Consider the following 13,806-nt stretch of genomic DNA (forward strand, 5'->3'; position numbering starts at 1 on the left):
GTGAGCCCGGTTTACCGGGGGGCCCGCTCACGTGGTGATGCCGTCGGGCTCCGGGTTCACCGCGATGCGGTACCGGGCCAGCGCCTCGTCGAACTCCCCGCGTTCGTGCGCGGCCACCAGGTCGGCGGCGACGTCGCGGAGCTTGCGGTTGGCCCGCTGCGACGCGGTGCGCAACAGGGCGAAGCCGCCGTCGGTGTCGGTGTCGGCGTGCCGCATCAGCAGACCCTGGGCCAGGCCGATGGTGTGGCGGGTGCCCAGGGCCGTGGTCAGGTGCCGCACCATCCGCCTGCTGCGGTGCAGCACCTCGATGTTGTCCAGCGCGACGCCGGCGTGCAGGGCGATCAGCAGGATGACGTCGTAGGAGTGGTCGTTGAACCGGTGCGGCTCGGCGGACAGCAGCACCACGGCCGCGGCGGGGGAGTGCTCGGTGGGCAGGGGGAGCACCAGGCAGCTGCGGTGGCCGCGCACGGCCAGGCGGGCGGCGAACAGCGGCCAGCGGCGGTCGTCCGCGGTGTCGCCCAGGCGGCGCGGCTCGCGGTGGCGCAACGCCTCGCGCACCGGGTCGCCGTCGGTGGAGGCGGGGTCGAGCGGCGGTGCCCCGGTGGCCGCCGCGACCTCGAAGCCGTCGTCCCGCGCGACCACGAGGAGGGCGAGGTCGCAGCCCGCGACGGCGCGGACCAGGTGGTCGGCGAAGCGGCGGGCGATCGCCTCGTGCTCCTCCTGCTCGACCAGCCGCGTCATCTCGGCCAGCTCGGAGGCCAGGCCCAGCGCGGTGACGTCCGGCTCGCGCGACATCGGTGCACCCCTCGACAAGTGGTACCCCGTGCGACGGCGGTGCGACGGGGTTCGGTCCTGGGCGCTGCCTGCTGAACACCCGTCAGCGGAGAAAGGTAACGCATGCCCCGGGTGGGTGACACCCGGGTGGCACCCGCCGAGCGGTACCGCGAGGAGCGGGGCCCGCTGCCCGTCCGGCGGGGGAGGGCGCGGTGTCGCGGTGCGGTTCGTCGCCCGGCGGCACCGCGCGGGCACCTCGCCGGCCACGGCCGACCCCTTCGGCCCGCCACTTCGCAAGAGGCGGTCGAACCGGCCGTGAACCGCGGGCAACCGGGCCGGGTACCGCGTTCCGGTGTGGAGGTACGCGTGAGGACGAACACCCGCAATTCGCGGTCAGTGGGTGTGAAATCCGTGCGAGGCGGGCATCCCGGTGTCGGCAGCGACCACGCCGCGTTGCAGAGACGGTGTGGCACGAGGACAAGGAAGCACTGTGGGCATCCTGGGTTGGATCGTTCTGGGTCTCATCGCCGGCGCCATCGCCAAGGCCGTCATGCCCGGCAAGGACCCCGGCGGCTTCGTCATCACGATGCTGCTGGGCATCGTGGGCGCCATCCTCGGCGGTTTCATCGGCCGCGCGCTCTTCGGCTCGGACATCGGCAGCTTCTTCGACCTGAGCACCTGGCTGCTGGCCATCCTCGGCTCGATCGTGGTGCTGGCCGTCTACCACCTGGTCACCAGCCGGGGCCACCGCGCCCACGGCTGACGCGACACCCGCTGAGCACTTTCGGGCCCGCCGGTTCACACCGGCGGGCCCGACGCGTGTCCGGGGTCCCGCGCCCCGACCCGGTTGGCGCGCGACTCCAGGTAGCGCTGCTCGGCGATGCTGGCGGTGGCTCTCGCGGCACGCCGGTAGTCCGCGCGGGCCCCGGCCAGGTCACCGGCCTTCTCCAGCAGGTGCGCCCGCACGGACAGCAGCCGGTGGTGGCCCGCCATCCTCGCATCGGCTTCCAAAGTGGACAAAAGCGTCAGTCCGGCTTCGGGGCCCCGCACCTCGGCGAGCGCGACCGCGCGGTTGAGGGTGACCACCGGGTTGGGCGCGATCCGCTCCAGGATCAGGTACAGGGCGTGCACCTGCGGCCAGTTGGTCCGCTCGGCCGTGGGCGCGTCGGTGTGCGTGGCGGCGATGGCGGCCTGCAACTGGTACGGACCCAGCGCGGGACCGGCCAGGGACGCCCTGGCCAGCTCGGTGCCCTCCTCGACCAGCGCGCGGTCCCACCTGGTGCGGTCCTGCTCGGCCAGGGGCACCAGCCCGCCGGTGGCGGTCGTGCGCGCCGCGCGCCGGGCGTGGGTCAGCAGCATCAGCGCGAGCAGCCCGGTGACCTCGCTGTCGTCGGGCAGCTGCGCGTGCACCGCCCTGGTCAGCCGGATCGCCTCGCGCGCGAGGTCGGTGCGGTGCAGCTCGGTGCCCGACGAGGCGGTGTAGCCCTCGTTGAAGATCAGGTAGAGCACGTGCAGCACGACCCGCAGGCGTTCCCCGCGCTCCGCGCCCCCCGGCACGCCGAACGTGCTGCCGGCGGCCCTGATGCGCTGCTTGGCCCGGCTGATCCGGGCCGCCATGGTGGCCTCGGGCACCAGGAAGGCGCGGGCGACCTCGGCGGTGGTCAGGCCGCCGACCGCGCGCAGCGTCAGGGCGGTCTGGGAGGCCGCGGTCAGCGTCGGGTGGCAGCACAGGAACAGCAGCAGGAGCGTGTCGTCGGTGTCCGGCACGTCCTCGGGCGCCACCTCGGCCGCCGCCGTCGCCGCCTCGCGCTCGCGGCGCGCGTGGTCGCTGCGCAGCTGGTCGACGAACCGCCGGGACGCGACGGTCAGCAGCCAGCCGCGCGGGTTGTCCGGCACCCCCTCGGCCGGCCACTGCGCGGTGGCCGCGAGGACGGCCTCCTGCACCGCGTCCTCGCAGCCCTCGAACCGGCCGTGCCGGCGCACCAGCGCGCCGAGGACCTGCGGCGCCAGCTCGCGCAGCAGGTCCCCGGTGGTCGGTGCGCTCACGCGTCCCATTGCCCGTCGGCGAACATGACCTGCCGCACCTCGACGCCCAGGCCCTCGAACCGGGTGTCCGGGATCCGCGCCGCCAGCTCGACCGCCCGCGCCCGGTCCTCGCAGTCGACCAGGTAGAAGCCGCCCAGGTACTCCTTGGCCTCCAGGAACGGCCCGTCGGTCACCACCGGCCGGCCGTTGCGCACCGACACCACGACGGCCTGCGACGGGTCGACCAGCGCCTGGGTGGTGATCAGCTCGCCGGACGCCTTCAGCTCCTCGATGAACCTCGTGTGGCCCTCGCCGATCGCGGCCTTCTCCTCGTCGGTCAGCGCGTCCAGCACGGCCGGGTTGATGTGCAGGCTGATCAGGAACCGCATCCCGTACTCCTCGTGTAGGCGGCCCCTCGGCGGGGCCTTCGACCGGTGGTCGGAGCCGCCGTCGCCGTCTTGACATCCCCGGCGCGGATTTTTCCACCGATCGCGGGCGCGGCCGGGCCACGAAGCCCGCGACCGCTCCGACCACCCCGGTGGGACGTCGAGAGAACGGGAGTTTTCGGACATGCGGGTCAATCGGGTGGGGCTGGGGCTCCTGGTGCTGCCGAGCCCGAGCGCCGACCTGGGCGCCACCGACGTCCAGCAGCTGCGGATCAGCGACGGCTACGGGTTCGCCGTCGCCGGACCGGTCATCACGGTGGGCACGCTCGGGGACCGGATCGGCCGCCGGCGGCTGCTGCTGATCGGCGCGGCGGCGTTCGCGGTGCTGTCCGTCGTGGCCGCGTTCGCGACCGGTCCGCTGGAGCAGGCCGTCACGCGCTCGGGCCCGTGCTCGCCGGGTTCGTCCTCGCCGGCGTCGGCATGGCCGGCACGGGCCTGCTGGTCACCCAGTACCTCCAGGGGGCGCTCGGCTTCTCCCCGGTCGCCTCGGCGGTGCTGTTCGCGCCGATGGGCCTGGGGGTGGCGGTCGGCACGGCGGTCGCGCCGGCGCCGGCCGGCCGGGTGGGGCGGACAGCGGCCATCGCCGGGGCTCGTGGACGGCCCCGGCGCCCTGCCGCCGGTGGTATCCGGCATCGCCGTCCTGGCCCTGGGCACCGGTCCGCTGTCCGCGCTGAGCACCGGACCGGTCGTCGACGCCGTGCCCCCGCGACGCGCCGGTTCGGCGGCGGCGATGTCGGAGACCGGCAACCACCTCGACGGCACGTCCGACTCGCCGGCCGGGGTGCGGAGCTGGTCCGCATCGCGCGGGAGGCGTTCACCGCCGGCCTGCACGTCACCGGCGTCCTCGCCGCGGTCGTCTTCGCCGGGGTGGCCGTTCTGGTCCTGCTCACGCGTGCACGGGTGCCCTCGGGGAGCACAGCTGGGTCACTCGATCGAGCAAATCTGTGATGGCCGGAGTAGACATTCGCCGTCGGATGTGCGTATAGTTCTCCTTGTAAGGGAGAAGAGAACGTCCTATCGGCGCGGGAGATGACGAACTACCCGCGAGTTGGGAGCAGTACGGCCTCCGCGACCGGGACCGCTGGTTCCAGGTGTCCCGGCGGAGGACCGAAGGCTGTTGGCACACGCAGTACCGGGAGCACAACCGCAATAACGCACGACAGCAGTTCGCAAGGCCCGGTGTCCGGCAGTCGCACGTGGTAGTGGCAAGTTGGTGAGCAAGGTTCGGAATTGAGGAGAAGGGACGGGTTGCACGCCATCGGATCGCCTGCCTCGGGGTGAAGTCGCCCGGGCGGGTACCGCACTCCAACTCGGATTGGGTGGTGGTTTCCGGTTACGTACAAGCGATCCCCGCGTCGTTCGGAGCTCGTGCGGGCGGCGCGGACATGACAAGCCGACCTCACGGTCGGCTGGTGGAAGTGAACCCATGACCCTCGGGGCCCGGTGCCGTTTCGGCACCGGGCCCCTCGTGCCGCGGAGGTGCAGTGCCCGAAGGAAGAGAAGAGCCGCGAACCGCGGCTGACAAGTTCGACGACGACCACTACCCCGCCTACACGATGGGCCGGGCCGCGGAGATGCTGGGCACGACGCCCGGGTTCCTGCGCAGCCTGGACGAGGTGAAGCTGATCGAGCCGCAGCGGTCGAGGGGCGGGCACCGCCGCTACTCCCGCCACCAGCTGCGCATCGCCGCCCGCGTCCGGGAACTGGTCGACCGGGGCACCGGGCTGGACGCCGCGTGCCGGATCGTCACGCTGGAGGACCAGCTCCGGGAAGCGCGTGAGCTCAACGAGAAGCTGTCGCCACCGCCCGAGCAGGAGTACCCGCCGCTGCGCGGTGTCTGACCGCGGTGTCGGATCACCGCGTCGGATCACGGTGTGACCGCGGTGTGTGGCCGCGGCCTGTGACGCGGACAGGGCCGGGACGTCGACGCCCGATCGAGCGCACTCGGACCGAGCGCACTCCGACCGAGCGACCTCTGATCGGGTGACCTCCGGCGAGGAGCGGGCGCCCCGCGCCCGCCACCCCCTCGACGTCCCGAATCCCCGCGGTCGGCCTCCCGCGCCGGACCCGACCGGCGCGGCCCGGCGAACCGCCTGGTGCGGGGCTCCGGTCGCCGGGCTGGAACACTGCGGTGACCAGCTCGCGCGGCACCCCCGCCCACGCGCTCGCACGACGAAGGACTGACACTGTGGCACTGCCCTACGAGCCCGACGACGACCACGCCGCGGACCGGTTCGTCAACCTCGCGCTGCGCAACCGCGACGCCGAGGAGTGGCGGCACCTGGCCTCCGACGCCTACGTCGAGCAGACCGAGCGGGTGCTCCTGGGGATGCTGGACCGGATCGCGGCCGACCGCGCGCACCGCAAGGCCGAGCGCGACACCGCCCGGGCGCGGCTGGCGGCGGGGGAGGTCACCCGGGCCGACCACGACCGCGACCTCGCCGAGGAGGGCGAGCGGGCCAGGAAGACCGCGCACTTCGAGTCGCTGGTGCGGGAGCAGCACCGGCTGATCGCCGCCAAGGTGCGCAGGCTGCGCGGCGACGACGTCCGCGACGAGCTGATGAGCCTGGTGGTCGCCCTGGGCACCGCGATCGACGCGCACCGGGCCGCCGTGCTCGGCGCGAGGAGCGAGCCGAGCGCGGCCGACCGGGCGCTGTGGGAGCGGCTGTCGGCGCTCGACGTGCCGGGGCCGGAGGGGCGCACGTCGTTGGAGGCGCTGGTCGAGCGCCACGCGGCGCAGCAGGACGACCACGGGCGCGTGCTGGCCGGGATCGTCCTGGACCTGGCCGGTGACGCGACGTCGGTGCCGCGCGCCGCCCTGCTGGAGGTGTGGAAGAGGAAGGTCGCGCCGACCCTGACGCCCGAGCAGAAGGCCGAGTTCGCGGCCAGGGGCAAGGGTTCGCTGGTGACCGAGCGGCTCCGGAAGGCGATGGGGCACCTGGAGCGGCTGGGCCTGGTCGCGCGCTCCGGTCGGCAGGGTGACCAGCGGCTCGACGTGCTCGACCGCGCGGGGTTGGCGGAGCTGGCGGCCGGGACCGAGCAGGGCTGAGCCCGCGACGGGCACCCCGCGCGGCCAGGCCGACCGCCCCTCGACGCGGGGTACGTTCGACCGGTGCCGACCAGAACCACCTCCCGCGCGACCACCCCACCGTGGCCGGCCCTCACCGAGGCCGCCCGCGACGTGCTGATGGAGCTGCTGGTCCACGGCCCGATGCCGCGCGCCGAGATCGCGCCCCGCCTCCACCTCTCCCGCCCCACCCTCAGCCGCGTCACCAGGACCCTGGTCACCGCGGGCCTGCTGGCCGAGGGCCCCACCGAGCTGCGCTCGCCCACCGGGCGCCCCTCGGAGCTGCTGCACGTGCGCGGCGAGTCCCACCACTTCCTGGGCGTGAAGCTGACCGCCGACCGGCTCTACGCGGCCGTCACCGACCTGACCGCCGCGGTCGTGGCCTCGGCGGAGGAGCCGTTGCGCTCGAACCGGCCGGACGACGTCGTGCGGCACGTCGCCGGGGTCGCGGCCCGGTTCGACCGGCTCACCGGCCTGGGCGTGACGCTGGGCGGCGTGGTGCGCGGGGGAGTCGTCGCGGACGCCGCTTTCCTCGGCTGGACCGACGTCCCGCTGGCCGCCGCGCTGACCGCGGCCACCGGCCTGCCGACCGCGGTGGACAACGACGTGCAGGCGCTCACCGCGGCCGAGCACTGGTTCGGCGCGGGCGCCGGCGCGGACTCCATGGTCGTGATCACCGTCGGCGCGGGCGTGGGCACCGGCCTGGTCGTCGACGGCAAGCCGGTGCGGGGCGCGCACGGCCTGCCACCCCGCTTCGCCCACGTCCTGGTCGACCCGGGCGGGCCGGAGTGCGGTCGCGGGCACCGCGGCTGCGCGGCGAGCTTCCTGACGACCGACTCGATCCTGCGGCAGCTCGACGGCCCGCCCGCCTACGAGGAGGCGGTGGAGCGGGCCCGGTCGGGCGAGCCGCGGGCCCGGCGGGTGTTCGACGCGGCCGGCTACGCCCTGGGCGTGCTGATCGGGCACGCCGCCAACTTCCTCGACCCGCGCAAGGTCCTGCTCACCGGCGAGGGCCTGCCGCTCTACGAGGTCGCCCGCGACGCCGTCCACGACGGCATCGGGGACGTCTACGAGGACGACCCCGCGCTGATCGACCTCGACGTCCGGCCGTTCGACTTCGGCGAGTGGGCCCGGTCGGCGGCGGCGCGGGCGATCAGGGCGACGGTGACCGGCGCGTTCTGACGGGCGGGGTCAGCCCTTCACCCGGCGGTGGCCCGCAGCAGGACCAGGCGCTCCGGGTAGAGCACGGGCGCCTGGACGCCGGCCGTGCCCAGCACGCGGCCCGGCAGGGTGACGCCTCGCGACCACCACGGCAGGGGGACGCCCCAGTTGTGCGCGTTGCCGTCGGGGTGGTCGCCCGGCGGCAGCGGGCGGACGTGGTAGCGGCGGTCGGGGTCGAGGCCGGGCAGCCGCACGGCGCCGGTCGGGTAGGACGCCGACGTGGTCGGGGCGACGATGGCGAACACCGCGTCCGAGCCGTCCTCGGCCACCACGCCGTGGACGTCGACGGCGGGGTCGGGGTGGTCGCCGTGCACGGACACGCCGCTGTGCAGCAGGGGGCGCAGTTCCTTGTACAGCGCGACCCACGCGCGCAGGCGCTCCAGCTCCTCCGGGGACGCCTGGACCAGGTCCCACTCGATGCCGAAGTGGCCGAACAGGGCGGTGCCGGCGCGGAAGTCGAGGGGGTGCCGGCGGTGGGTGGTGTGGGAGGTGCCGGAGCCGACGTGGGTGCCCATCAGCTCCAGCGGGATCAGCGCGTTGGTCCAGCGCTGCACCGACTGCCGCTCCAGCGCGTCGATGCAGTCCGAGACCCACACCCGGTCGGTGCGCTCCAGGACCTCCAGGTCGACCCGGGCGCCGCCGGAGGAGCAGGACTCGATCTCCACGCCGGGGTGGCGCCGCCGCAGTTCGTCCAGCAGCCGGTAGACCGCCAGGGTCTGGCCGTGCACGCCGGCGCGCCCGGTGGGGCGGTGCCCGGCCTCGACCAGGTCCCGGTTGTGGTCCCACTTCAGGTAGGACACCGGGTAGGTGGTCAGCAGGTCGTCCAGGCGCTCCAGGACGTGGGCGAACGCCTCGGGCCGCGCCAGGTCCAGCACCTGCTGGTGGCGGGCGGTGCGGGGCAGCCGGTCGCCGGCGGCCATGATCCAGTCGGGGTGGGCTCGGGCCAGGTCGGAGTCGGGGTTGACCATCTCCGGTTCCACCCAGATCCCGAACTCCAGGCCCAGGCCGGTGACGTGGTCGGTCAGCGGGCCCAGGCCGTCGGGCCAGACCTCGGCGGAGACGTACCAGTCGCCCAGGCCGCGCCGGTCGTCGCGCCGCGACCCGAACCAGCCGTCGTCGAGCACGAAGCGCTCGGCGCCGACCGCCGCGGCGGCGTCGGCCAGCGCCTTGAGGCGGGTCAGGTCGTGGTCGAAGTACACCGCCTCCCAGGTGTTGACCACGACCGGGCGCGGGGTGGTCGGGTGGTGGGGGCGGGCGCGCAGGTGGCGGTGGAACCGGGCGGACACCTCGTCCAGGCCCACGCCCCACGACCCGTACTGCCACGGTGAGGTGTACGACTCGCCGGGTGCCAGCACGACCTCGCCGGACAGCAGCAGCTCGCCCGAGCCGAGCAGCGACACCGCGTGGTAGGTCCGCTCGGCGAAGGTGCGGTGGTTGCCCGACCAGGCGGTGTGCACCGCCCACACCTCGCCCGACCGGTTGCCGAACCCCTCGGTGCCCGCCGCCAGCAGGTACGCCGAGTCGTAGCCGGTGCGGCCGGTCCGGTTCTCCCGCACCCGCAGGCCGTGGGTGAACGCGGTGCGCTGCGGGCTGCGCTCGCGCGCCCACCGACCGGTGAAGTCCAGCAGCTCCACCGCCTCCGCCGGCACCGGCAGGGTCAGGTTCACCGCGTCCACCGCGAACGGCCCGGAGCCGGTGTTGGTCAGCGTCGCCCGCTGCCGCACCAGCCCGGCCGGGGTCAGCTCGACCACCAGGTCCAGGGCCAGCCCGGCCGCCTCGTCGACGGCCCGGAACACCGGGCCGTCCACCGACACCACCCGGAACGCGGTGGAGAAGTCCTTCCCGGCCCGGTTGCCGACCACCCCCGGCGTCCCCAGCCAGCCCGCCGACTGCTCGGGCAGCACGGCCACGTCCACCGGGCCGTCCACGGAGAAGCCGATGGGCTGCGGTGCCCCGGCCGACAGCAGCGCGTCCAGCTCCGCCGGGGACAGCTCGCCCAGGTCGGCGCCCCAGTGCCGCACGCGCGGCAGGGTGCCGCCGGAGAGGTCCAGCACCAGGCTCACACCCGCCGCGCGCAGGTGGGTCACGTCCGCCACTTGTGGTCTTCCTCTCGGGCGACAGCTCGGCCGAGATTACTTTAGTTCGTTAGGTAACAAACTCCAAGAGGTGTTGGTCAGCGCCAGCCGAGGGCGGGTGCGACGTGGGTCAGGATGCTGTCGAGCACGTGCGCGTTGTAGTCGACCCCGAGCTGGTTGGGCACGGTCAGCAGCAGCGTGTCGGCCTCGGCGATCGCCTCGTCCTCGGCCAGCTGCCCGATCAGGACGTCCGGTTCGGCGGCGTAGGTGCGGCCGAAGATGGCCCTGGTCTCGGCGTCGATGTAGCCCACCTGGTCCGCGCTGTCGCCGTCGTCGCCGAAGTAGGCGTGGTCGAGGTCGGAGGTGAGGGCGAAGATGCTGCGCGAGACCGACACGCGGGGCTCGTGCTGCCACCCGGCCCGCGACCACGCCTTGCGGAACGCCCGGATCTGCTCGGCCTGCTGCACGTGGAACGGCGCCCCGCCCTCGTCGTTCTTCAGCGTCGAGCTCATCAGGTGCATGCCCTGCTCGGCCGCCCAGACGGCGGTGGCGTTGGAACCGGCACCCCACCAGATGCGGTCGCGCAGTCCGGGGGAGTGGGGTTCGACGCGCAGCAGCCCCGGCGGGTTGGCGAACATCGGGCGCGGGTTGGGCTGGGCGAAGCCCTTGCCTTCCAGCACCTTCAGCAGCACCTCGGTGTGCTTGCGGGCCATGTCGGCGTCGGTGTCGCCCTCGCTCGGCTGGTAGCCGAAGTAGCGCCAGCCGTCGATGACCTGCTCCGGTGATCCCCGGGAGACGCCGAGCTGGAGCCTGCCGCCGGCGATCAGGTCGGCGGCGCCGGCGTCCTCGGCCATGTACATCGGGTTCTCGTAGCGCATGTCGATCACGCCGGTGCCGATCTCGATGCGCTCGGTCCTGGCGCCGATGGCGGCCAGCAGCGGGAACGGCGAGGCCAGCTGCCGGGCGAAGTGGTGCACCCGGAAGTAGGCGCCGTCCAGGCCGATCTCCTCGGCGGCCACGGCGAGGTCGACGGCCTGGAGCACCGCGTCCGCCGCCGTCCTGGTCTGCGAGTGCGGGCTGTCGGACCAGTGGCCGAAGGAGAGGAATCCGATTTTCTTCACGTCCGTGGAACGCCCCGGCGCGCTGGTTGATTCCTCAACTACCCCGGGGTGCGGCCGGGGCCGTCCGCGCACGGCGCTGGTCCGATCGGGGTGCGGTGACCGCCCGGTCGGACGCCGGCGGAGCCGTCGGGTGACCGGACGTCGGCGTCCGGTACGACGATGTGATGAAGGTAATTTGGATTTGATCCAGTCAAGCGCTTTAAGGTCTTCGCGTGATGTCCGACTTCGAGGCGCAGCTGCGGTCGGTCTCGTTGCGCGTGACCCGCCCCCGGTTGGCGGTGCTCAAGGCGCTGCGGGACCACCCGCACGTCGACACCGAGACGGTGATCTCCCTGGTGCGGGTCGAGCACCCCACCGTGTCCCACCAGGCGGTCTACGACGTGCTGCGGGTGCTGACCGACGTCGGCCTGGTGCGGCGCATCCAGCCCGCCGGGGCGACCGCCCGCTACGAGTCGCGGGTGGGGGACAACCACCACCACGTGGTGTGCCGCTCCTGCGGCGCGATCGCGGACGTCGACTGCACCGTCGGCCACAGCCCCTGCCTCACCGCCTCGGACGACCGCGGCTACGCGGTCGACGAGGCGGAGGTCGTCTTCTGGGGCACCTGCCCCGACTGCTCGACCGAACACACCGCCAGTGAACCGCCTGTTGGAAGGAAGTAGATGAGCGACCTCGGGGCAACGCCCCCCTCCAGTGCCCAGGGCGTGGACCAGAAGGCCGCGGCCGGCTGCCCGGTCGCGCACGACTCCGTGACCGCGCACGGCAGCGAGAGCGAGAACCCGGCGATCGACTCGCCGACCCCGAAGACGGGGGGCCGTCCGCGCACGAACCGGGACTGGTGGCCCAACCAGCTGGACCTGTCCGTGCTGCACGCCCACTCGTCGAAGGGCAACCCGCTGGGCGAGGGCTTCTCCTACGCCGAGGAGTTCGCCAAGCTCGACGTCGAAGCCCTCAAGCGCGACATCGTCGAGGTCCTGACCACCTCGCAGGACTGGTGGCCGGCCGACTTCGGCCACTACGGCGGTCTCATGATCCGCATGAGCTGGCACGCCGCGGGCACCTACCGCACCCACGACGGCCGCGGCGGCGCCGGTGACGGCGGCCAGCGCTTCGCCCCGCTCAACAGCTGGCCCGACAACGCCAACCTGGACAAGGCGCGCCGGCTGCTGTGGCCGGTCAAGCAGAAGTACGGCCAGAAGATCTCGTGGGCCGACCTGCTGGTGCTCGCCGGCAACGTCGCCCTGGAGTCGATGGGCTTCAAGACCTTCGGCTTCGGCTTCGGCCGCGAGGACGTCTGGGAGCCCGAGGAGATCATCTGGGGCCCGGAGGACGCCTGGCTGGGCGACGAGCGCTACGTCAGCGAGACCGAGATGGCGCCCGAGGTCGGCGCCACCGAGATGGGCCTGATCTACGTCAACCCCGAGGGCCCGCGCGGCAACGCGGACCCGCTGGCGGCGGCCCACTTCATCCGGGAGACCTTCGGCCGGATGGCGATGAACGACGAGGAGACCGTCGCCCTCATCGCCGGCGGCCACACCTTCGGCAAGACCCACGGCGCCGGCGTGGCCGACGCCCACGTGGGCCCGGAGCCCGAGGGCGCCCCGCTGGAGGCGCAGGGCCTGGGCTGGCTGAGCACCCACGGCAGCGGCAAGGGCGCGGACACGATCACCAGCGGCCTCGAGGTGACGTGGACCGACAAGCCGACGCAGTGGAGCAACCGCTTCTTCGAGATCCTGTTCGGCTACGAGTGGGAGCTCACCACGAGCCCCGGCGGCGCCAAGCAGTGGGTCGCCAAGGACGCCGAGGAGATCATCCCGGACGCCCACGACCCGTCGAAGAAGCACAAGCCGACGATGCTCACGACCGACCTGTCGCTGCGCGTCGACCCGGCGTACGAGAAGATCTCCCGCCGCTTCCTGGAGAACCCGGACGAGTTCGCGCTGGCGTTCGCCAAGGCGTGGTACAAGCTGCTGCACCGCGACATGGGCCCGGTCAGCCGCTTCCTGGGCCCGTGGGTGCCCGAGGCGCAGCTGTGGCAGGACCCGGTGCCGGCCGTCGACCACGAGCTGGTCGGTGACGCCGACGTCGCCGCCCTCAAGGCGAAGGTCCTGGAGTCCGGCCTCACCACCGCCGAGCTGGTCACCACCGCCTGGGCCTCGGCCGCGAGCTTCCGGTCCACCGACAAGCGCGGTGGCGCCAACGGCGCCCGGATCCGCCTGGAGCCGCAGCGCAACTGGGAGGTCAACCAGCCCGAGCAGCTCGGGAAGGTGCTGGAGGTCCTGGAGGGCGTCCGGCGCGAGTTCAACGAGGCGGGCGGCGCGAAGATCTCGCTGGCCGACCTGATCGTGCTGGCCGGCTCGGCCGCCGTCGAGGCGGCGGCGCGCGACGCCGGGTTCCAGGTCACCGTGCCGTTCCGGCCGGGGCGCACCGACGCCGCGCAGGAGCAGACCGACGTCGAGTCGTTCCAGGTCCTCGAACCGCGCGCCGACGGGTTCCGCAACTACGTGCGCGCCGGCGTGAAGCTCCAGCCGGAGGTGCTGCTGGTCGACCGCGCCTACATGCTCGACCTGACCGCGCCCGAGATGACCGTCCTGGTCGGCGGCCTGCGCGCGCTGGGCACCAACCACAACGGCACCCGCCACGGCGTGTTCACCGACCGGCCGGGCGTGCTCACCAACGACTTCTTCGCCAACCTGCTCTCGCCGGGTACCCGGTGGGTGGCGTCGGAGTCCGAGGAGGGCGTCTACGAGATCCGCGACCTGGGCACCGACGAGGTGAAGTGGACCGCCACCGCGGTCGACCTCGTCTTCGGCTCGAACTCCCAGCTGCGGGCCCTCGCGGAGGTCTACGCCAGCGAGGACGCCCGCGAGAAGTTCGTGCTGGACTTCGTCGCGGCGTGGACCAAGGTCATGGAGCTGGACCGGTTCGACCTGGTCTGATCCGGTCGACCCCGGTGGGTGGGCCCGGCCGATCGGCCGGGCCCACCCCTCACCGGGCGGGTGGTCGGCGGTGGTCCCGGCCCGGCCGCCAGGGCACGTCGGCGCCGCTCTCCGCCGGGGCCGTGGGCGGGGTCGCCC

Annotated in this window: 11 protein-coding genes and 1 pseudogene; 7 read left to right on the top strand and 5 right to left on the bottom strand. The window is 73.5% G+C overall.

Features of this window, described 5'->3' with window-relative positions; all coding sequences use genetic code 11:
* Positions 1–27: 27 nt before the first annotated feature.
* Positions 28–795, bottom strand: coding sequence for a GAF and ANTAR domain-containing protein (locus EKG83_RS16655; RefSeq protein ID WP_051765678.1), 768 nt, complete (start codon positions 793–795; stop codon positions 28–30).
* A 469-nt stretch (positions 796–1,264) separates the two neighbouring features.
* Between EKG83_RS16655 and EKG83_RS16660 the strand changes: the two genes are divergently transcribed.
* Positions 1,265–1,537, top strand: a complete 273-nt coding sequence (locus tag EKG83_RS16660; protein ID WP_153278166.1) for a GlsB/YeaQ/YmgE family stress response membrane protein — start codon at positions 1,265–1,267, stop codon at positions 1,535–1,537.
* Positions 1,538–1,572: 35 nt separating this feature from the next.
* Here the strand turns inward: EKG83_RS16660 and EKG83_RS16665 are convergent, their stop codons facing one another.
* Both EKG83_RS16665 and EKG83_RS16670 read right to left on the bottom strand, forming a co-directional pair.
* Positions 1,573–2,820 carry an RNA polymerase sigma factor gene (locus EKG83_RS16665; RefSeq protein ID WP_033430956.1) on the bottom strand — a complete coding sequence of 416 codons (1,248 nt, stop codon included), beginning with the start codon at positions 2,818–2,820 and terminating at the stop codon, positions 1,573–1,575.
* A complete protein-coding gene (locus EKG83_RS16670) occupies positions 2,817–3,188 on the bottom strand; it encodes a YciI family protein (RefSeq protein ID WP_033430955.1) in 372 nt (123 codons plus the stop codon). The genes EKG83_RS16665 and EKG83_RS16670 overlap by 4 nt, the downstream gene beginning before the upstream one ends.
* 181 nt (positions 3,189–3,369) lie before the next feature.
* Here EKG83_RS16670 and EKG83_RS49630 point away from each other — a divergent pair.
* The 4 genes and pseudogenes from EKG83_RS49630 to EKG83_RS16685 all read left to right on the top strand — a co-directional run.
* Positions 3,370–3,594, top strand: a pseudogene (locus tag EKG83_RS49630) (MFS transporter); the annotation flags it as partial.
* Between the two features lie 1,135 nt (positions 3,595–4,729).
* The gene (locus EKG83_RS16675) at positions 4,730–5,086 is read left to right on the top strand and encodes a MerR family transcriptional regulator (RefSeq protein WP_033430953.1); all 357 of its coding nucleotides are present in this window, start codon (positions 4,730–4,732) and stop codon (positions 5,084–5,086) included.
* Positions 5,087–5,433: 347 nt separating this feature from the next.
* The gene (locus EKG83_RS16680) at positions 5,434–6,294 is read left to right on the top strand and encodes a hypothetical protein (protein WP_033430952.1); all 861 of its coding nucleotides are present in this window, start codon (positions 5,434–5,436) and stop codon (positions 6,292–6,294) included.
* A gap of 63 nt (positions 6,295–6,357) precedes the next feature.
* On the top strand, positions 6,358–7,494 hold the full coding sequence (locus tag EKG83_RS16685) for an ROK family transcriptional regulator (protein WP_228122643.1): 1,137 nt from the start codon (positions 6,358–6,360) through the stop codon (positions 7,492–7,494).
* A gap of 17 nt (positions 7,495–7,511) precedes the next feature.
* Here the strand turns inward: EKG83_RS16685 and EKG83_RS16690 are convergent, their stop codons facing one another.
* Both EKG83_RS16690 and EKG83_RS16695 read right to left on the bottom strand, forming a co-directional pair.
* The gene (locus tag EKG83_RS16690) at positions 7,512–9,629 is read right to left on the bottom strand and encodes an alpha-galactosidase (protein ID WP_033430951.1); all 2,118 of its coding nucleotides are present in this window, start codon (positions 9,627–9,629) and stop codon (positions 7,512–7,514) included.
* A gap of 77 nt (positions 9,630–9,706) precedes the next feature.
* Entirely contained in the window at positions 9,707–10,729 is a 1,023-nt protein-coding gene (locus EKG83_RS16695; protein WP_033430950.1) for an LLM class flavin-dependent oxidoreductase, read from the bottom strand.
* A gap of 215 nt (positions 10,730–10,944) precedes the next feature.
* On the opposite strand from EKG83_RS16695, the gene EKG83_RS16700 reads away from it, so the two are divergent.
* Positions 10,945–11,391, top strand: coding sequence for a Fur family transcriptional regulator (locus EKG83_RS16700; RefSeq protein ID WP_033431043.1), 447 nt, complete (start codon positions 10,945–10,947; stop codon positions 11,389–11,391).
* The gene (gene katG, locus EKG83_RS16705; RefSeq protein ID WP_033430949.1) at positions 11,392–13,668 is read left to right on the top strand and encodes a catalase/peroxidase HPI; all 2,277 of its coding nucleotides are present in this window, start codon (positions 11,392–11,394) and stop codon (positions 13,666–13,668) included.
* Positions 13,669–13,806 lie beyond the last annotated feature (138 nt).

The sequence above is a fragment of the Saccharothrix syringae genome, from assembly GCF_009498035.1.
GTDB classification, from domain to species: Bacteria; Actinomycetota; Actinomycetes; order Mycobacteriales; family Pseudonocardiaceae; genus Actinosynnema; species Actinosynnema syringae.